The following is a 21,522-nucleotide window of genomic DNA, read 5'->3' as shown; positions in this document are numbered from 1 at the left end:
GATAATTAATGGGTTCTAAGGTTTTTTTTGAAGGAAACTAGTTAAGGAATACACTTCAAAAAACAAGTATAAAAAATAAGGGATAAAAAAGTTGAATACATCTGGTTGTTTTTTCTCCATATCCGAGAGTATAACAGGCAATAAAAAAACAATGGCCAAGATCATTTTCAATAAGGTAAAACCCATAAATAGATTAAATATTTCAGTTTTTCCTTTGGAATATTGAAAATTAATTACCGAATAAACCAAAGTAGTTACCACAAAATGAAACACATAGATTTGCCATAAAGGAATCATGTATGTAATGGATTCAAAATGAGAAAGTAAGTAGCTATGGATTCCTAATAGGATAAGTGTAACTACAACATTTTGGATTAAAAACGAAAGTTGTCTGGATATAAAAACTGGATTCATTTAGTTATCTTCTTTTGAGATTGCAATAATACGTCTTATTACAAAAACAATGGCAAAAATTACAAATACCAACGATAAAATAATGGTGTAAAGATTGTGCTTATTTGGAAAAGCATCGTCTAACTTGACACCAGCAAAAGCGCCAATACCAATAATAACAAACATTTGAAAAGCAATGCTTGAATATTTAGCATAGCTACTGAGCGACTTGCTCTTGTCCCTTTTTTGTTCCTCCTTGTTGCTCACCTTTTGAATGATTTTCTTTTACGGCACCTTTCATGGCACATGTTACATTAAATGTTGCTCCGGGTTCTACTTCCAATTTCCCTAAAACCACTTCACCTTCCACATGCGCAGAAGACTTTAAAGTAAGTGTTCCAGATAAAGTAAGCTTTCCAGAAAATTTACCTTCAAAATGAGCATCGGTTCCATCGAGCGTTCCTTTAACGACTCCAGATTTACCAACTACTATTTTTCCTGGTGTTTTTAAATTACCTTCTATAGTGCCATCAATTCTTAAATCGCCTTCGCTAATTAAATCACCAATAATTTTGGTGCCTTTAGAAATAATATTCTGACTTGATATCAAATCAAGGTTTTGTCTGTCTTTTTTATTATCAGAAAACATAATACGTATTATTTGGGGTTATTAAAGTTTAAATATTCGTCAAAATTCTTGTGAATTTGAATGATTCTATAGTTAGTCGAAGACACAGCGAAAAAATCCTGAATAATTTTATCCTTTTTCTTCTCTTCCAAGGATAGTGCATATCCTGTAGCGCCTTCTTTGCTTTTTAATCCGTGGACAACAACAAAGGTCGTGGCTGCATCATACACATCTACAGAAAGAGATAAGTTATACACATTTACTTTTTCTAGTTCTGCCTGTAATTTCTTTTTAAAGGCTGCTAACTCTTCTTCTGAAGGAGCTTTGAAATAATAAACAATTTTAAAATTTGTGTCTGCTTCATTATCAATAAAATCTTTACTAGCTAGTTTTGGCAAAACATTATCTATAATGTCTTGAGCCTTCTCTCCTTCTGGGAAATTGGCATAATTTAAGGCTACAAAATTTAAAGCCTCACTATAAGCTTCAAAGCCCTGAAATCTTCCTACTGCGGTGGCTTTCAGCAATTCGAACTTCGGGATCATTGGGTCGCCCTCAATCTGATCTAAATAGCTGTCAACTTCTGTAATGACTTGGTTATATTGCTGATTTTCAAGTTTGGCATAGATGTTTTTATAGATATTTTCTGGGCTGTTTTCGTCTTTTAAAGCAGCTGATTCCGGGTTTTCTAATATTTTGGCATATCTAGAATCTGGGTAATTGGCAATGATATCGGTTTTAGCTATGCTGGCTTCGTCATTTTCACCCATAAGCTCGTATAATTTATAGAGATTATATTTTGAAGGTAAAATCAACTTGTCTTCTGGCTCCATCTTTAATAGGTCCTGAAAGGTGTTTTTAGAAAGCTCGTATTCTTTAAATTTCTCTTTATATATAACTGCCAGTTGGTAATAAGCAAAGTTTCTTTGTTTAGCCAGACTGTCTATTTCCTTTTGGTCTGTAGGAATTCGAGAGATATAAAACTCCGGATCGAATATCTCGGTGTTTGTAGCAATTACCTCTTTCCCATCCTTTGCTGCAATATCCCTGTTGGATTTACTTCTAGAAGACCATCTCCAATCATCTTCCAAAGCTCTGTCTCCCCACCTTTTTAGAAAATCGTTTTTACCATAAGCGACTGTGGTTGGATTATAGAAATAAAAACTAGATCCTGGAGGTGTATTTGGTCCGCCTCTTAACGATCTCACACTTTCCTCTTTAGTACTAAAATTATTCCTTTTATCTTCAATAGATGCAAAATCTTGATTTCTACTATTAGCTTCTCGTTCTAATTCTTTTCTCTCTTCTTCTTCTTGGGTTTTAACTTTAAGTTTCTCGGTGTAATCCGTGAAATAAGCTAACTGTTCATCCGGCGATAACTTAGCTAGATTAATAATGCTATCGTTTACAAAGGCAATGTCTTCATAATAAATAACATCGTCTAAATTATCGCGTTTTCGTTTAATAATTCTAAAAGGTTTCGAGTTATTAACCATGTTAGTCATGGTACTATCGTAATAAGCACCCGCTATTTTATACTCGGAATATTCAAAAAAGTAATCGCCCAAGATTTCGTAATTCGTGGCTTTTAATTTTATGTCTCTTGAATTGGTTCTTAAGGATCTGTTATAATATTCTACGGCCAGGGAATCTTGTTCAACTTTGGCATAAAAATCAGCTATTTGATGATAAATCTTATCTAAATATGGTCTGTTTTCTCTGTTTTCTTCAATTTTTGTTAAGTTTTCTAAAACTAATGCTTTATCTCCTACGGCATGGTCGAAGTTATTTACCTTTTCCAATTGTGCGGCAACTAGATAAATACGAGGCGTTTTTCGGTTTAACTTAATAACTTTATCAAAAGCCATGTTGGCACTATCTTTATATCCAAGTCTATTATATAATTGTCCTTGAATATATCGGTAACGTCCACGCTCGTCGTTATTTTTAGTGTTTAGGCTAGCGGTATTTAATTGTGTAGCGGCACTATCAAGAGCTTCTATATTAATGTAAGCTTGAGCCATAGTAGAAGTAGCATCGGCCAAGTCCTGTTCTTCTAAAATTTCCTTTTCCAATAAACGCTTGAGATTTTCAATAACAATCTCATCATTTTCTAACCTAAGATTGGTTTTCTCTCTCCAAATTTTTGCTTGATTAATTTTATCGCTGGCTGGGTATTTATATAAAATGTAATTAAAGGCCTCCAAAGCTGGAACAAAGCGTTGATCGAAATATCTGGCTTTTCCCAAGAGCAAATAAGCTTCATCTATTTGCGGGTTTTTTTCTTTGCCATTAATATTCATGCCATGCATCTGGATGGCTTTTACCGCCTTTTCTTCGGCCCTTACAAAACGATCGTTTGAATTTTGTCCAGGAAGCGTCACCTCTTCAGAAACTTGCATGCGTTCTATGGGTAAAATATCCCAATAATTGTCATCGAAAGTTTCGTTGAGAGTTTGTTTTCCTTCTTCTAAAGCTAAATAACCATTATATAAAATGTTGTCTTTTGCAGCTAGCGCATGGAAATTCCTACTTAAAAATGTATCTTTTTTTCGAGAGCAACTCGTTATAAAAATTAGGATACAAAACAGGAATGATATGATTCTGAAAGATGTTCGCAACGTTTGTTTTATTTGGTTTAACTATTAACTTAAATTGGCCGTAAATATTATGTATAGCCGTAAAAATAAGGCATCTTTTTGAATTATTTGTAAAGAAATATATCAAATATAACATCTACAACATCCTGAAGCTTTCAACCCGTATGTGTATTATGGATTTTTAGTCTTTAAACCGTCCCGTCAATAAGTATTTCGTTACCCGCAAAATGCACTTCCAATTCCTTTAAAGTAGCTGGACTTGTGGCTAAATCCTTAATAACTTCACCTTTTTCCAAAACAACAATTCGTTCACAAACATCGGTAATATGCAACAAATCGTGACTGGATATTAAAATGGTAACGCCTTGGGTTTCGGCAAGATTTTTAAGAATATTTTTTAATCGGATTTGAGTTGTTGGGTCTAAATTAGCAAAAGGTTCGTCCAAAACAATAATTTCAGGATTGCCAATTAACGTAGCTACGATTCCAACTTTTTTCTGATTTCCTTTACTTAAATCTCTTAAATATTTTTTCTGATTTAAAATTTCATCATGGAAAAAGTCTTTAAATTGAGATATTAATGCATCGACATCGGCCTTGTTTTGTCCGCGAAGTTCGCCTATAAAGTAAAAATATTCTTCTGGTGTTAAATAGCCTATCAAAAAACTTTCATCTATAAAAGCCGAGGTGTAAGGTTTCCAATCCTCACTACTATTCACTAGAACATCCTTGCTTTTTATATATCCGGAACTAGGTCTAATAAGATCTAAAAGCAGACTAAAAAACGTTGTTTTTCCTGCACCATTATTTCCTACCAAACCAAAACTTTGTCCTTTTGGGATGTCTAAATTTTCTATGTTTAAAACGGTTTTATCTCCGTAAATCCTTTTTAGATTTGTTACGTTAATCATAAGAAGTGTTTTTTAATTGTCTTGACTAAAAGCCTGAATCATTTTATATTTTGAAGTCATATATTTTTCTGTAATAAACGTCATAAGTTTTTTATGAAATACAATGCCCAGCAACCCAAAGACACTTAAAATCAAACAAGCTATTTCGTAATTAAGAAAGTAATACAAAACCCCAAAAATAGCTGCTGGCAACAACATTAAAGGAATTCCTATAAGCCATTGTACCGCTCCAGTTCCCTGATAGTTAAAAGCTGCACGCTGGTTTAAATCTATTTTTTTTCGGTTAAAAGCACCTCCCAACAAAATAACATGGGTATTGATACCAATATTGTAAATGGCTGCTGCAGCGTGAGCAACTAGAATTTCCCAACCAAAATATACATAAGGAATGCTTAAAACAAACATAATAACCACGCTTAAGGTCATTAAAGTGTGTTTGGATTGTAAATATTGTTTGTATTTTATGTTTTGGCTCATAAGCATTTTATAATAACCACTATCCCAAGCTGGAATAAACTGCCCAAAATTGATTAGGAAAATACCAGTAACAAAAATACCTATAAAAGCATAAAACCATGGTTTATCTTGATAAGCAGGGTTTGGATAAAAAAACAAGCCATATAACAAACCTATAACCAATATAAAAACCGACGATCTTGGGCGCTTGTTTCTCCAAATAAGTTTTAAATCCAATTGCATAAAAGTTGCAGCATCACCAAATTTTCTAGTCCATTCCAAATTAGAGGCTTTAACTACTTGCGTTTTGATTTTTAAGGAGCTATCCAAATATAGTTTGTTCTTTAAAATCTTGAAATTTACAATGTATAAAACGATTAGAATTACGAGAGGGACAGCTATTAGGGCTGGAGTTTCGTAAACTGAAGAAACTGCTCTAGACACCAGGTTAGTAAAGGACATTAAATTGAAATAATTAATCGCAAATAAACCACCGGCAAAAGCGATAATAGGTAAATATGAAAGTTCCTTTTCAGAAGAAAAACTTTCTATTATAAAATTCAAAAAATTAATAATTAAGGTAATAACTAAAATGGCTAGTATCCAAAAAACAACTGAAACCATTGGATAACCATTAATAACAAGCATGATTCCAAAAGGTATTACGGCAAAAAGTGGGAGGAAATTAAAAAATGAAAAAACCGATTTTCCCAAAACATAATGCACCACTTGACCTCTCTTTATAGGTAATGTTAGCAAAGGTTTGACACTCATAACTGGTAATTTCTGAAAGAAAAAACGCATAACCAAATCAGTCAAGAACCAAAAGAACAAATAACTATTTACAATTACAAAAGGGTCTTGTTCTGGGAAATTTTCCTTTAAAATAGGATATAAAGCTATTCCTAAAAACAAAAAGGAGACTATAAAATATAAAGCTACAAAAACCAGTAATATATTTAATGCCATGCTTTTTTGCCAATAAGCCGATCTAAAATATTGCTTCCATTCTAGGTTTATAAAATGCTTAAATTTCATTTGTTTAATTTTTTGGGATATCAACTATTAATTTGTAGTCCAAAACATTCGCTAGTTACTTGAAAGACATTGGATTTAAAAGAAGAATATAAACTCTTTATTTTCTGAATTTCACACCTAAATAGCGTCTTTTATTTTAATTAGTAATAATAATATACTTTTTGTTACAATCAAAACATAAATCATAACTGTATTTCTTATTTTTGTGAAAAATTTAAATATGTCACATTTTCATAAACTTACAATAAAGGATATTCATAGAGTTACCGATAAATCTGTTGTTTTAAGTTTCGAGGTTCCTGAACATTTAAAAGACGACTATGCTTTTAAAGCAGGACAATACATTACTTTAAAAACAACTCTTAATAATCAAGAAATTCGCAGAGATTATTCTTTATGTTCTTCGCCAAAAAGTGGTCTATTAAAAGTGGCCGTTAAAGAAGTTGCAGATGGTACTTTTTCAGCTTACGCCAATAACACATTGCAAGTTGGAGATAGCTTAGACGTAGCTCCACCAAAAGGGCGTTTTATTTTTACGCCTAACGATTCTAAAACCAAAAACATTGCTGCCTTTGCTGCCGGAAGTGGAATAACCCCTATTTTAAGCATTATTAAATGTGCTTTGGAAGAAGAGGTTTATAGTAGGGTTATTCTTGTTTATGGCAATAAAAACATGCAAGAAACCATGTTTATGCAGGATCTTTTAGATTTACAACAACAATATAAAGAGCGATTTTCTATTCAGTTTGTATTTAGTCAAGCGGATGAAGGCGATGCCATTTTTGGGCGTATTGAAAAGAGTACTGTTAATTTTGTAATGAAAAACACCCACAAAAATGTGGTGGTGGATGCCTTTTATTTATGTGGCCCAGAAGCCATGATCCACACAGTGAAAGACGTGTTAACCGAGCACAACATCCCAAAGGAAAATGTGTTTTATGAACTTTTTAAAGCTGCAAAACCAGCAGATGTTAACGAAGATGAAGTTGCTACTGGAAAGACTAAGATTACTATTATTTTAGACGATGAAGAAACGACTTTTGAAATGTCTCAAAAGCAATCTGTATTGGAAGCGGCCTTAGATGAAGACTTAGATGCTCCGTACTCCTGCCAAGGTGGTATATGCAGCAGTTGTTTGGCAAGAGTTGTTGAAGGCGAAGTAACCATGAGGCAAAATAACATCTTAACAGATGGTGAAGTGGCTGATGGTTTAATTTTAACCTGTCAAGCGCATCCAACAACGCCAACGGTAAAGGTGGATTACGATGATATATAAATAGAGGTGAAGTGGTGAGGTATTAGAGATTAGTTCCAGTCTTAAAATTCAGAATTTAACGACAACAACCATCTTAGTATAAAACACAAATAGTACCTCAACACTTTTCTAACTTAGGTGAGCTTATTTCAATCTCAGTATACATTATTAGTATTCAGGTTGGAATTTAAAATGGATATCCAATGGCAAAATTCAAAACAGTTGCATCTAGATCAAACTTATAGCGTTCTCCTTTTGGTAAGGATGGATTATGAAAAGGTGCAGCCAAATCAAAACGAATAACAAAACTTTGAATATCTACTCTCAAACCCACGCCTGCGCCCATTCCCAATTCGTGTATAAAGTCGCTTGTAAACTTATCTTTTCCATTGTAAGTTGGGTTTTCCACCGAGTTCCAAATATTTCCAGCATCGGCAAAAATAGCGCCTTTTAAAAAGGACACTATCGGAAACCTATATTCTATATTGGCTTCTAACCTAATATTCCCTGTTTTATCAAAGTAATCACTACTTGTGCCATCGATTTCTGAATTATAAGTTCCAGGTCCTAACGAGCGAATATTAAAAGCACGAACGCTATATGGACCACCTGAATAATACTGTTTTACAAAAGGAATCACTTCCGAATTTCCGTAAGCCAGACCATAACCTCCAAAAAGTCGGGCTGCCAAAACTTGTTCTTTGCCAAGATTTAAATGATAATGTAAATCGACATCTGCTTTGGCATATTGTGCATACTCTAATCCTAATACGGTTTGTGGATTATCTGGACCTTGATCTTTTCCAAAAAGACCAATAGTATTTCCCGCCATATCAAAAGTAAAATTGAAATAAAACTGATGTTTTTTCCGTGAATCAACCATTTCATTATAGGTAAAGGCATAAGTAAGGCCAGCAATAAATTGTTGTTCAAAACTTCGTCTTAAAAACGGGTCGTTATCTAGTATTTCCTCAAATTCAGGTGTGGTTTTAAGCAATTGGGTGTAATTAATGGAAATCGGGTTTATTTCGTGGGTTACAAACCGGTTGGCATCCCATGAATATCCAAAAAATGTAGTACCTGAAAGTAAGGTATATAAGTCGGTTCTATCCAAATAATCGAAACTTAAAGAGATTTTCGTTTTAGGGATGGAATATTTAAAGAAATTAGTATTAATCTTAATTGGAAACAAAACTCTTGGAAAAATAAGTTCATTGGTCAAACCCAGTTCCAAACTGCTATTACCTGCGCTTTTGTCGCCACCTAATTGTTTTTCGTAACCTATTTTAGGACTAATATTGAAAATTTCTCCTCCTCCAAATAAGTTCCTGTTGCTCATGGTTAATTCTAGGGCTGGACCGGCAAAATTATTGGATTTGGTTACTAGTTGAAGTTCGGCTCGAAGCGCACGTTTATTTAACGGCGAAAGAAAAATATCGGCCTCCAAGTGACCCAAACCGTCAGATGCTGCAGTGTCTATTTCCTTATATTGAATATTGACATACTTATAGGAGCCAATGGTAGAAAGCCGTCTAGCGGTGTTTCTTGAATCTTCGGGATTGTAATATTGTCCTTCCTTTATTACAATAAACGGATCTAAATATTTGGGTTTGAAAAATTCTTCATTTTGAATAAAGTTCTTCTCGTTGTAACGTGTTGACTCTACTTTGGTGGAATCGGATACTTCGTAATTGGGATAAATATTGATTTTTGAAATTTTATATGGAATCAAGCTTTTATCAGGAACTTCATTTTTTAATTTCAGAAATAAATCGAATCTTCTATTATCGTATCTGTTGGTGTCTGCTTCAAAAATTAAAAAATTATTATTGAAATTATAGTAACCTTTCTTCTTTAATTCTCTATCAATACGGTTTCGCTCCAATTTCATATTACCTAAATCGAAACGCATGTCTTCTCTAAAAGGCGATTCGGAAACGATTTGCTGCATATTCCCTTCAATACTTGCTGGTAAAGAATCTAGTTGATAACTAGCCATTCTATACGGCTCCGGTACTTTAACCTTATATTTTACGGAAGCCTTCTTGTCTGTTTCTTCAAACGCCGAAGAAGCGCTGCTATAGAAAAAACCTCTGTTTTCCAATCGATTCAACAGCAAATCTTCTATCGTATATGTTTCTACATCCGACTGATAAACAGGCTTTTCACCAAATTTTTTATATAGCCACCGGTTGATGAATCCTGGTTTTTCCTTTTGGGTTTTATAGTAATAATACAAGCCTAAGTGCATGCCTAAAAAGGTGGAATTTGGTTCTGGACGTATTACGGATTCCAGCTCAGTTTTTAAACCAGATTCATTTTTAATAAGCGTATCGGATTCAATAGTTAATGTAGCTCCAGTATATAAACGTTCATTTTCAGGAATATACTTAACAATACCACATGAGTATAAACTCCCTATTAGGAACAAATAGATACCTATGTATTTTAAATTGTATTTCAAATTATCCGATCATTTTATTAATGCTTATTTTTCTATATATCATGTCCATTTTTAATTCTAATCCAAAAATTGCTCAAACTAAATTTTTCTATTTCTTCTTTTCCTCAATGCTCTTTTTGGTACTTTCTTCTTTCTCTTTTTGTTTTTCTTTTGCTGCCTTTTTCTCCGCTTCCTTTTCAGCTTTTATCTTTTTTTCTTCTGCTGTTTGCGCTTTAAACAAAGCATCCCAAAGTTCGTTATATTTATTAAATTCTTGTGTAAATATTAAAGCAATACCGCTTACAACGGTTTGACCATCGATTACGTTTTCAAATTCATTTCTGCTAAAACCTTTTAATCGGTAACGTCCACTTTCCGTTAATAAATATTCCACACTTACATTTCCAATTATGGGTGTTTCTTCACCATTGGAATTACTTCCTTCAATATCAACCTCGCTTCCTACACGAACTATCACGCGATCGTCAAACAACTTTTTCTGGGCCGCAATATCCAATTGGGTGCGCTGCTGTGGCGAATTACCTTGATAGTCTGTAAAGCTATTTAGTCCAAAATCGAGTTCAAAACCAGAGGTTCCTAGCAACTTATCGGTGAATATATTAAGCTGGTCGGCTACCGCATCGTTCAAGTTGTCTCTAGCAATCGAGGCCATACCACCTTCGCTTCCATCGCTTCCAGAATCCGGATAAAACCTGTTTAAAACCAAGAGTGAAAACACTTGTCTATTCAACTCATCTTCTTGATTATTTAATTGTTGAATTCTTCCATATACCTGTCCTCCAATAGCGCCTTGCTCATCTTCCGGCATATCGAGGCTAAAAGCTATTTTGGGTTCCAAAAGTTCCCCATCGATATTTAAAAAGACATAAAACGGCAACACCTGACGGAATTTCCCTTTTACAGCTGGATCACTTCCAGAATATACGGGTGCCATTAAAGACGACGTGGAAGCTTCCACTTCATAAACAGCTTTTAGGTCTAATTTTGCATCAAATGGATCGCCAGACCAAGAAACTTTACTACCAGGAACCAAGTTGAATTTACGATTAACTATTTTGTAAAGATTAAGTTCATAATGACCAGAAGCCACTTCATAAACACCAGAAAGCCTTAAAATACCATTAGGATTCATGGTTACGTTAAAATCGCCTTCTCCAGATACTTTAAAATTATCGCCTGTTTCTTCATCTATAATAATGGTGACAGTTGCTTCTTTACCAATTTTTAAAAGAGCTTTAACATCTAAACCTTTAATGGTAGCAGTTCTTTCTTTGGTTCGGGTTAAAATAGCATCTGGATTTTCTCTGTTTACAAAAATTACAACGCCATCGCGTTCTTCCATATTTACGGTAGCAGATGGCAAGACATAGGTAATATTGGTATCTGAATTAACCTTCATATCCATATCTATTTTCGGGATTTCCAGATCGCCAGTAATTTTAGCATTCCCATTAAAACTCGCTTTGCCATAAAGAAAATCATTATCATCTTTAGTGGCATTTAGAACTTGGAAATTGTTGGCATTTATCTGTAAATCGAAGGTTGGGTTGATAAAGGATTTGGTTCCTATTTTTCCGGACATCACAAACGTGTTTTTGTTTTCGTCGCGAATGGTAAAATCCTTCATAGAAAAACCTGTATTATCTATGCTTAAGGTTTCATTATTTAAAGTGAAGGCCGAATTAAACATGGCCACTTTAAAATTGGCATCTGTAAACTGTAATTTCCCTTGGTATTCAGGCTTTTTAGTTGTTCCTTTTAATTTAAAATTTCCTGAGAAACTACCAGAAGTTTCAGTTATTTCTCCTTGCGAAAAGCCTGTTAAAGCCTGCATATTAAAGCGATTTATATTTAAATCAAGATCGAGGTTTGCTCCGGTTTGGCTTGCAACATAATCTCCTTTAAGGTCTAAATCCACTTCTCCATCCTTCATCTTGGCATGAAAGTCATAACTATCACCGCCTAAAGATTTCGCATTAACATCTAAAGTTCCTAAATCCACATCCATGACGTGGAATTGCGAAATATCCAAATTGGCCACAATTCCTGTTTCGGTAAAAGGATCTTCGACCATAAAATCGCCATTAAGATTTCCAGAAGCCAAGGTATTATCAGGGTTTAAGTAGCTTAAAAATTCATTGAGTTTAAAATTCTTGAAATTTATAGCTATATGATCATTGGATACTTCCGGTTTCTTGTCTGTAATTTCTATGGATTGGCCGCCTTTACTAAATCGGAAATCGTTAAATACCAATTTCTTATCATAAATAAGCACTTCATTGGTTTCTGGCACGTTCCAAGGAGTTTTATTCAAAATTAAATCCTTAGGTAAAACGTGAAAACGCAGTTCTTCGCTAGTTCCACTAATTATACTTAAAACTTGAATCATTTTATCCTTTTTATGATACGCTACTAGTTTTAAGGACAGCTCGTTATCTTCTTGATGACCTTCTATAATTGTTTTTTGAATATGAAAAGGCGCTGCTTTTATTTGATTAAAACCAAAATTAAAATTGAATTTATCTTGATCGGTATCCATAGAAAATGCCAAACTATCCACTACCATATCGTTATAATTTATGTGAGGTGCATTTACTCGAGCGGTTAGTTTGCGTTCTTTTTCATTAAAATCTACAGCTATATTTACGGTATCAAGATCTTTTAGGTTGACCAGAAATACATCTTTCAAAATAGAACCTTGGCTAATATTTCCACGCAATTTCAAATTCACATCATGAACCGTGCTGTCCAAAACTTTTTCGTCGCGATAAAAATAGCGTAACACATGATGTTTTAAAGAAGCGGTCCAAGTTTGAGGATCTGCATTGGATTGCAAGACCAAATCGAGCATTTTATTATTTAAAGAAACCGAAGTGGTATCAGGTTTTATATGCGCCATGGCTTTTACAGTACCCAATAAATACGATTTGTTATCGTAAACAAAAACACCATCGTCTATTTGGGCGGTAGCATCGAAATCGGTAGAATTTCCTTTAAAATGAGCGGCCATTTTCATTCGTGTTTTTATATCCCGTTGTACAAGTCCAAGTGCTTGTAAATCGGCGCCAATAATATCCAAGCTCACGGTTGCTTCTGGTGAGATGGAATCCAAAACCACCTGAGCATCCAAAATCATATTTAAATTTCTGTCTTTATAATTAGAGGTTATGTTTCCAGAGCCGTTTTTAATGTCTCCAACCAATTTTAAATCGTTAACATCGTAATTATTGTATTTAAAGCTGGAAACAGTGGCATCAAGCGTGGCATCTAGATTATTGATATTATCGCCTTTTCCTTGAGCTTTTAATTTGAAATTTAAAGTGCCTAATTGTTCATTATTTAGTAGTTCGTTCAGTTTATAATCTTCAATGGCAAAATCGGCATCAAACTCCAAAGTTTCAGCATTTTTAAAATGCCCTTCAACGTTTGCAAGGCCTTGAGAGGTGGTTAATGTTGCCTTGGCTATAATACCGTTGAGATTTCCTTTGGCTGTTCCAACTAGCTTCACCTCTTCTGGAAGACTTACACCAAGGTCTTCTTCATTTACAAACTGAATCAGATCTGAACGTTTTGTAATGGCTGAAAAAGTAGGAATATTAAAAGCTAAAGAGTCGGTTTGAGTGACGTTTTGAATGTTTCCATTGGCTGAAATTTTAGTATCATTCCAATGAATTTGCATGTTTGAAAGATTAATATCAGACAAATAACCATTTGCCTTAATATTTCCAGTAATCCGATTTTGACTTAAAGCATTTAGATACTTGTTTTCTTTTAAATCTGGTTGAATTAAAAATAAATCTTTAAGCGATATCTTGAACTTAGGCAAATTAATAGCGACTTTTGATTGGTCTGGCGCTTTGATTAATTTAGCCAAACTAGGATAGTCCAATTGTAAATTACCTTGAAGAGAATTATTGTTTAAAACTGTATTTAAGTTAGAAATTTTAAGTCGTTTATCTGAAGCATCTAACGTGAATTGTAGGTTTTTTAAATGGATTCCAGAAATTTCTTTAAAAGAGGCTTCGTCTAATTGCAACTCAGCTATTTTATCTTTTAGCTTGACATTTTCAGCTTGAAAGTTGATGTTTGTTAATACGATAGCATTGGCATTGAAAACACCTTTTTTTCCCTTTTCATTATTAACAGAATAACTAAAATTGTTGTTTTCCAAATCTATTTCGCCTATTACAAACTGTATGGTTGGCCATTCAAAAGCTTCTATATCTTTCTCAATATTTTCTGAAACATCTTCCACTTTTTCGGTAACGACGTTTTTTTCAGTTTCCGTTTTAAGAATAATACTAGAGTTTTTTAGGCTGAATTCATCTATTTCAAAAAGCTGGTTTGCTAAATCGATATTCGGAATTTCCGCATACAACTCTTTAATATCCAAGGTTGCCCCAATTTTATCAGCTTCACTTTGATAATTGGCAAAGACATTAGAGAGTTTTAGTTTTTTAACCGTTAAAGTTGGTAAGGTTGCATCTTCAGAATCCGGAGTGTCTGAAACAGGTGTTTGAATAAATTTGATGTGGCTATCTGCCAATTCTAAACGAGATGCCTTAAAATCCATGGTTTCCAAATCGGTTTTATCCATTTTTGCGCGGAGTTTACCAATTTTAAAACGACTATCAATTCCTGCTACGGAATCGTTATAAACAACGTCAAAGTCTTTGAAACGCAGATTTCCTAAAATAATATTTAAAGGAGCAGCTGTAGAATCAACCTCAACATTGTTGGTTTTTTCTGTAGCAAAAGCATCAATAATAAACTGAAAATTAAAACCTTGAACAGTATCTTTTCGGATAATATTTGCGCGAACACCTTCCCAGTCCAAAGCATCGACTCCTATGCCATTACCGCGAATCATTGACCATAATGGTACATTAGCTTGTAGTTTTTTGGAATAAATAAGCGTATCTCCCTTAGTGTCTTCTAGATATAAACCGTTTAATTGGATATCACCGGAAAAAGTGATAAACAGTTTTTCAACTTCAACTTTAGTTTTGGTTTTATCGGTGAGAAATGAGACGGCCTTAGTAACAATAATATCTTGTCCCCAAGGGCTTCTAATAAAAAGAATCAGTAAAAATAACAATAGGAGAATGCCTAAAATAATCCTTGCGAATATTTTTAACAATCTAAACCTTTTCTTTTTTTTAGAAACTGGTTTTTGTATGTCCCTATTTTTGGTCTCTTCCAAGCAGTATTTTTTGAATTACAAATTTATTATTTTAATAACTGTGAATGCACTTTAAAACGTATATTAATAACTCTAAAACAGAAATATGAGATTTAAATTTAGCTAAAACTTGAGTTTTAAGCTCTAAATTCAATACTTTTGATAGAAAATTTAAGCTTTTTTAACTAAACTTCAGCTTGAATTAAAACAGAAGCTCATGCCAAAACCTAAAGGTCAGAAAAACACTAAAAACAAGGCCAAGCACACCAAGCTGCTCAATAGACATATTAATAAGAAAAAAGCAGAAAAAGAGCTTCGAAAAGAACGCCTAAAAGCTATTATTAAAAAGTCGAAAGAATAGAGTTTTGGGTTTGAAATACACTTTAAAATCGCCAAAACCTTTGTAATTTCTATGAAGTTTAAAACAGATTAGCAATTTATAAAAAAGAATTTTAGTCAAGAAACTAAAGTCTTAATACATTAAATGCTGTTTTGATTTATCTCGCCATCCTGCTTGATTTTCATAATCAACAAAGTAAATTTTTAAATCGGCTTGGTTTTGATAATCTACATAATAGATTTTTTTATCGGCTTGATTGGCATATTCCGTAAAAAACCATTTTCCATTATTTTTCCCAACTTGATTGGCGTATTTTACCTTATAAACCTTTAAGTCGGCTTGATTTTCATAGTCTACTACAAACACTTTTACATCTGCTTGATTGGCATATTGAACCGAAAATATTTTTTGTGCAGAACAGGTTAGTCCAAAAAATAAAACTAAAAATAAGCTAATAAGTAATTTCATAATTTAATTTCTAAGAGGTTCTTAAATATAAAACAATAGGTTGGATTATGGGTTGTTTTATCATTCTTGGATGGAGCGGGTGCTCCATTGATTTCATATAGGTATATAGATTCTTCCTTTTAATTTAGGTTGGGTTCTTCCTGTTAACCTCGGAAGGGTTCTTCCTGTTAAAGGAAGGATTCTTCCTATTAACGGAAGGATTCTTCCTGTTGATTTGGGACAGGTCGCGACCTGTCCGTACGGGATTTTAAATGTAAAAAAAGATTATTTATCCTATTGGAATGATAAATTTCCTGTGAGTTGCTTTAATGTAATCTCTGATAGTTTTGCTTCGTATTTGGCATGACTCAAACGCAAGGTGGCTCTAATATAATTAAGTTGTGCCGCTCTAAACTCGATGGTTGGAATGGTTCCTATTTTATATTTAGCCAAAGTAATATCCAGGTTTTCCTTTGCAATTTCTTCATTGTGCGTTTCTAAATCTATCAAATTTAAATTCGTTAAATAGGTTTGGAATGCGCTATTTAATTGCGATATAATAGTTTGTTTTTGTTGGGCAATGGCAAGAGTTGTGTTTTCAATTTGGACCTTTGCTATTTTTTCATTCCTGTTTTGGTTGGAACCGTTAAAGATATCAATACTGGCTGCAAATCCGTAGTTCCAACCTTGGGCATTATTTTTTGTGGTAAAGCCCAAGCTCGATTCTGAATTATTGAAATTATATCCTGTTATTGCAGATATTTTTGGAAAGCGATTGCCCTTAATCTGCTTTAACTCCAGTTCGGAAATACGCTTATTTATAAGTTGCCTCTGTAATTCTGGGTTTTGGGTCATAGACAATTGTTCCAAATCATCCAATTTCAAATTATCGGCAATCAAAACATCATCCACCACTTTAAATTCGATTTTTGGATCTCTAGCCATAATTTCATTCAGTCGGATCTTCGTATTGACATACAATTCACTTTGATTGACATAATGCGTCTTGTCTGTATTTAAATCTACTTTTGCATTGAGTACTTCTAACTTGGATGCTTTACCAATACTAAATCGGTTATCCGCAAGTTCTACGCGCTGTCTCGAAATCACTAGCGTACTGTCTAAAGCGGTTAATTGCTGTTGTTGTTGGACCAAATCGTAATACGTACTCATAACAGCGCTCACTTGATTTAATAAGGTGCTTTGCAATTCTGCCTTCCCCAAGTTTTCAAGCTCTTTTAATCGGTCGTAGCGTGCAAACATGCTTAAACCATCAAAAATGGTCCAATCCAATCCAACACCATAATTAAAACTGTTGTTTCGAGCATTATCCAATTCTATAACGTTGCCATCAGAACGTGTTTGCGTAATGTTTTGGATGCTATTATTAGTGTTTGCCTGTGCAAAAACTCGTGGAAGCATTCCTGCTAAGCCGGGACTTACACCAAGAGAATCCACCCTTAGTTCATTCTTTGCCAAGCGAATGTCGTAATTGTTTTCCAAGGTAATTTCAACAGCTTGTTCAAGTGTCAACAATTCCTGTGCATGTGTTTTAAGGGAGAATATTCCCAAACAGATACATAAATATAGTGGCCAGAGATTAAACGTTTTCATAACTATCAATTTTATCAAATTCTGGACGGTGTTTTCTCTTTCTCGACCACATCATATAAATAGAAGGAATGATGAATAAAGTAAGAACAAGGGAAAACATTGTGCCTCCAATAATAACAACTCCCATACCAATACGACTTGTAGAAGCAGCTCCAAACGATATTGCAATTGGCAGGGCACCTAAAGCAATGGTTAAACTCGTCATTAAAATAGGACGTAGTCTTGACTCTGAAGCTTTTAAAATAGCCTCATGTTTTTCCACACCTTCCTGTCGAAGTTGGTTGGCAAATTCCACAATTAAAATACCGTTTTTAGTAACGAGTCCAATTAACATGATGGTTCCAATTTGACTGAAAATATTCCAGGTCTGACCAAAGAGCCATAGTGAAAACAAGGCGCCAGCAACAGCCATTGGCACTGTTAAAATAATAATAAATGGATCTATAAAACTTTCAAATTGTGCTGATAAAATAAGAAATATAAGTAATAATGCCAATCCAAAAGCGAACATTGTATTAGAACTACTTTCCACAAAATCTCGAGATTCACCACCTAAATCGGTAGTAAAAGAATCGTCCAGAACCTTCGCTCGAATACTCTCCATGGCATCAATACCATCACTAATACTCATCCCTGGTGCTAAACTTGCAGAAACCGTGGCAGACATGTAACGGTTGTTGTGATAGAGTTGTGGCGGACTACTATGTTCTTCGGTTGTCACTAAATTATCCATTTGGATCAATTCTCCTTTATCATTTTTCACATACATGGATCTAAGATCCATAGGCTTGCTCCGATCCTTCTTGTCAAACTGTCCTATAACTTGGTATTGCTTGCCATTCATCATGAAATAACCGAAACGTTGACCACTTAATGATAGTTGTAATGTTTGTGCAACGTCTAAAACGGAAACGCCCAAATTCTTTGCCTTATCACGATTAATAGTAACATAGATTTCAGGTTTGTTGAATTTTAAATTCACATCGGTATTGGAAAAAACTGGATTGTTTCCCGCTTCTTCCATAAACTCAGGAATTTTTTCTTGTAATTTCTCGAAATTCTGTGCTTGAATGATGTATTGAATTGGCATCCCTCCTCTTCTGTTTACAGCAATGGTTGGTGTTTCTGAAACACTTACCCGGGCATTTTCATAGTTTTTGGTCCATCGAGAGAGATCTTCAGCAATTTCTTTTTGTGAACGCTTGCGCTCACTAGGATCCACTAATGCAATGGTAGCACGGCCACTATTGACAGACGATGCTCCCCAACCTGGAGAAGTAATAATCAAACTCACCTTTTTTTCTGGAATAGAGTCATTGATTAAATCGGTCATCTCTGTCATAAACCGATCCATATATTCATAGGATACACCTTCTGGAGCCGTTACATTTAGTCCAATATAACTTCTATCATCATAAGGTGCTGTTTCCTTTTGAAGCAAACTATAAAACAACCCAATCATCACAATACAGATAGCTAATACAGGAAAGCTCCACCATTTATTCCTCATGAATTTTTCCAATAAACTGGCATAGGTTTTATTCATCTTCACAAAAAATGGTTCTGTATATAAATAAAACTTAGTTTCATTCTGCTTCCCAGGTTTCATCAAATAGGCATTCAACATGGGCGTTAATGACAAGGAGACGAATGCTGAAATTAATACCGCAGCACCAATAACAACACCAAATTCCCTAAACAATCGGCCCACAAAACCTTCCAAGAAAATAACAGGAAGAAATACGGCTGCCAGAGTTACTGAAATAGAAATAACTGCAAAGAAAATCTCATTGGAACCTTTTATCGCGGCCTCAATTGGCGACATGCCTTCTTCCACTTTCTTATAGATGTTTTCTGTAACCACAATCCCGTCGTCGACCACCAATCCTGTGGCAAGTACGATAGCAAGCAATGTCAATACATTTATAGAAAACCCAAACATCCACATGATAAAAAATGTGGCAATTAAGGATACCGGAATATCGATTAGTGGACGCATGGCAATGGACCAATTTCTAAAGAAGAAAAAGATGACCAAAATAACCAAAACAATAGAAATCGCTAAAGTCTCAACAACCTCGGTGATGGCACGTTTAACAAATATGGTATCGTCAATCACAATGTTCAACTTAAAGTCGGCTGGCAAATCCTTTTTAAGTTTCTCAAATTCCTCATAGAAGGCGTCCGCTATGGCCACATAATTGGTTCCAGGTTGTGGTACAATGGCCAAAGCAACCATAGGCTGCCCAGAGTCGCTCAACTTGGTTTCCATATTTTCGGCTTCCAAAGTGGCGTTTCCTATATCACTAAAACGCACCACTTTCCCATCTTCAGCGAAGATGATTATATCATTAAATTCTTCTTCGGTAGATAAATTGCCGATCGTTTTTATGGTCAATTCGGTATTGGCTCCCGTTAATTTACCTGAAGGCAACTCGACGTTTTGAGATAATAACGCTTTTCTTACTTCAGATACAGTAACACCATAAGATGCTAATTTTAAAGGATCGATCCATAAACGCATGGCATACTTGCGCTGTCCCCAAATTTGGACGCTACTAACTCCAGGAATAGTTTGCAAACGTTGGGCTAAAACATTATCCGCATAATCTGTAAGCTCCAAAATGTTTCTATTATCACTTTGAACTGTCATGGAAATAATAGCACGAGAATCGGCATCAGCCTTTGAAACCACAGGTGCGGCATCAATATCTTGAGGTAAACTTCTTATGGCTTGTGATACTTTATCACGCACATCATTGGCAGCCTCTTCAAGATCTTTATCTAGGTTGAATTCAATACTAATTCTACTGGAACCTTGGTTACTTGAAGACGTAATATTCCTGATCCCATCAATACCATTGATGGCCTTTTCTAGAGGTTCTGTAATTTGGGATTCAATAATATCAGCATTTGCACCCGAATAACTGGTACTTACAGATATTTGTGCTGGATCGATAGAAGGAAATTCCCGTACTCCAAGATAAGTAAAGCCAATAATCCCAAAGAGCATAATGGTCAAATTCATGACTATAGCCAATACAGGACGTTTAATACTTAAGGTAGATAAACTCATCGTTTAGATTAATTCTTTAAATTCACTTTTATTGGCGTGCCATTTCGGAGCGACATAACTCCAGAAGTTAAAATGGTATCTCCTACTTTAATTCCTGAAAGCACACGCACCTCACTGTCTGTTCTTGCTCCAGTTTCCACCACTACTTCTCTAGCTTTTCCATTTTCTGCTACAAATATCTTTTTTCCGTTTTGGATAGGAATCAAGGCTTCTGTTGGAACAAGTAAAGCATCCTTAACGGTTTCAAGCGGTAAGCTTACGTTAGCAAAAGTTCCTGGATACAATTTATCGTCCTTATTTTCTGCGATAGCTCTCATCCTTAAAGTTCTTGTGGCAATGTCCACTTGAGGCTCTAAGGCGTAAATTTTTGCAGTATGTTCTTCTTTGGAATCGGATGTAGTAAAGGTCAAGGAGGTGCCTACTTTCATTCGCGAAACATATTTTTCTGGAATAGCAAATGTGAGTTTTAATTGACTTGTATTAACCAAATTGGCAATTGGCGTTGAAGGTGTTACATAAGTACCTTTAGAAATAGAGCGTAAACCTATGGTTCCAGCAAAAGGCGCACGAACAGTTGTTTTTGATAATTGCGCTGCTATGAGGTCGGATTGGGCGCGTGCAGATTCAAAATCGGCGTTGGCTACATCAAATTCCTCCTGGCTTATAGCCTGCTTATCCAATAAAAGTTTGGCTCTTCTCTGATTTTCAGAAGCTAACTGTTGGGCTGTTTTTACTTGCGATAATTGGGCACGTAGCTCTATATCATTCACTCTAAAAAGAATTTGCCCTTTTGAAACCTTTTTCCCTTCTTCAAAATTGATGCTTTCTACAATTCCTGAAATTTCACTTCTAATTTGAATTTCCTCATTGGCTTCCAAGGTACCTGAAAGGGTCAGGTTCTCAGCAAATTTTTCGGCTTTGAGGACTTTCCCCTCAACGCCCATGACGTTGATTGTTCTTTGTGCGTTTTTTGGACCGCTGGCTTTAGAATTTGCACTGATTCGGTAGGCAATAAGCGCAACTATTCCGCAGATAATAAGCGTGAAAAGAATGTATCTTTTTTTCATTAAAATTGAGATCTAGTAGTTAAGGATCCTTCCTAATATCACAAATCTAAT

Annotated in this window: 14 protein-coding genes; 2 read left to right on the top strand and 12 right to left on the bottom strand. The window is 34.7% G+C overall.

Annotated features, from left to right (window positions below):
- Positions 1 to 15 precede the first annotated feature (15 nt).
- The 6 genes from VKY47_RS06755 to VKY47_RS06730 form a co-directional block, all read right to left on the bottom strand.
- Positions 16 to 414 carry a hypothetical protein gene (locus tag VKY47_RS06755; RefSeq protein ID WP_324311481.1) on the bottom strand — a complete coding sequence of 133 codons (399 nt, stop codon included), beginning with the start codon at positions 412 to 414 and terminating at the stop codon, positions 16 to 18.
- Positions 415 to 660, bottom strand: a complete 246-nt coding sequence (locus VKY47_RS06750; protein ID WP_324311480.1) for an AtpZ/AtpI family protein — start codon at positions 658 to 660, stop codon at positions 415 to 417.
- Entirely contained in the window at positions 611 to 1,042 is a 432-nt protein-coding gene (locus tag VKY47_RS06745) for a bactofilin family protein (RefSeq protein WP_324311478.1), read from the bottom strand. The genes VKY47_RS06750 and VKY47_RS06745 overlap by 50 nt, the downstream gene beginning before the upstream one ends.
- 8 nt (positions 1,043 to 1,050) lie before the next feature.
- A complete protein-coding gene (gene porW / locus VKY47_RS06740; RefSeq protein ID WP_324311477.1) occupies positions 1,051 to 3,642 on the bottom strand; it encodes a type IX secretion system periplasmic lipoprotein PorW/SprE in 2,592 nt (863 codons plus the stop codon).
- A 167-nt stretch (positions 3,643 to 3,809) separates the two neighbouring features.
- Positions 3,810 to 4,532, bottom strand: a complete 723-nt coding sequence (locus VKY47_RS06735; protein ID WP_324311476.1) for an ABC transporter ATP-binding protein — start codon at positions 4,530 to 4,532, stop codon at positions 3,810 to 3,812.
- 12 nt (positions 4,533 to 4,544) lie between these two features.
- Positions 4,545 to 6,026 carry a DUF5687 family protein gene (locus tag VKY47_RS06730; RefSeq protein WP_324311474.1) on the bottom strand — a complete coding sequence of 494 codons (1,482 nt, stop codon included), beginning with the start codon at positions 6,024 to 6,026 and terminating at the stop codon, positions 4,545 to 4,547.
- Between the two features lie 220 nt (positions 6,027 to 6,246).
- On the opposite strand from VKY47_RS06730, the gene VKY47_RS06725 reads away from it, so the two are divergent.
- Positions 6,247 to 7,302: a ferredoxin--NADP reductase gene (locus tag VKY47_RS06725; protein ID WP_324311472.1), complete on the top strand. Its 1,056-nt coding sequence runs from the start codon at positions 6,247 to 6,249 to the stop codon at positions 7,300 to 7,302.
- A 166-nt stretch (positions 7,303 to 7,468) separates the two neighbouring features.
- Here VKY47_RS06725 and tamL read toward each other — a convergent pair whose 3' ends face one another.
- The gene (gene tamL, locus VKY47_RS06720; protein WP_324311470.1) at positions 7,469 to 9,745 is read right to left on the bottom strand and encodes a translocation and assembly module lipoprotein TamL; all 2,277 of its coding nucleotides are present in this window, start codon (positions 9,743 to 9,745) and stop codon (positions 7,469 to 7,471) included.
- A gap of 88 nt (positions 9,746 to 9,833) precedes the next feature.
- Positions 9,834 to 14,948, bottom strand: a complete 5,115-nt coding sequence (locus VKY47_RS06715) for a translocation/assembly module TamB (protein ID WP_324311468.1) — start codon at positions 14,946 to 14,948, stop codon at positions 9,834 to 9,836.
- Between the two features lie 196 nt (positions 14,949 to 15,144).
- Between VKY47_RS06715 and VKY47_RS06710 the strand changes: the two genes are divergently transcribed.
- Complete coding sequence (locus VKY47_RS06710; RefSeq protein WP_324311467.1) at positions 15,145 to 15,288, top strand: hypothetical protein; 144 nt, start codon at positions 15,145 to 15,147, stop codon at positions 15,286 to 15,288.
- 111 nt (positions 15,289 to 15,399) lie between these two features.
- Here the strand turns inward: VKY47_RS06710 and VKY47_RS06705 are convergent, their stop codons facing one another.
- The 4 genes from VKY47_RS06705 to VKY47_RS06690 form a co-directional block, all read right to left on the bottom strand.
- Complete coding sequence (locus tag VKY47_RS06705) at positions 15,400 to 15,735, bottom strand: 7(1) septoil knot domain-containing protein (protein ID WP_324311465.1); 336 nt, start codon at positions 15,733 to 15,735, stop codon at positions 15,400 to 15,402.
- Positions 15,736 to 16,008: 273 nt separating this feature from the next.
- On the bottom strand, positions 16,009 to 17,328 hold the full coding sequence (locus tag VKY47_RS06700; RefSeq protein WP_324311463.1) for a TolC family protein: 1,320 nt from the start codon (positions 17,326 to 17,328) through the stop codon (positions 16,009 to 16,011).
- Complete coding sequence (locus VKY47_RS06695) at positions 17,315 to 20,404, bottom strand: efflux RND transporter permease subunit (RefSeq protein WP_324311461.1); 3,090 nt, start codon at positions 20,402 to 20,404, stop codon at positions 17,315 to 17,317. Before VKY47_RS06695 ends, VKY47_RS06700 begins: the two co-directional genes overlap by 14 nt.
- Positions 20,405 to 20,412: 8 nt before the next feature.
- The gene (locus tag VKY47_RS06690; protein WP_324311460.1) at positions 20,413 to 21,471 is read right to left on the bottom strand and encodes an efflux RND transporter periplasmic adaptor subunit; all 1,059 of its coding nucleotides are present in this window, start codon (positions 21,469 to 21,471) and stop codon (positions 20,413 to 20,415) included.
- Positions 21,472 to 21,522: the final 51 nt, after the last annotated feature.

The sequence above is a fragment of the Xanthomarina sp. genome (assembly GCF_035306705.1).
In the GTDB taxonomy this organism is placed as follows: domain Bacteria; phylum Bacteroidota; class Bacteroidia; order Flavobacteriales; family Flavobacteriaceae; genus Xanthomarina.
Note: the sequence above shows the minus strand (reverse complement) of the source record. Positions and strands in the feature narration are given on the sequence as shown.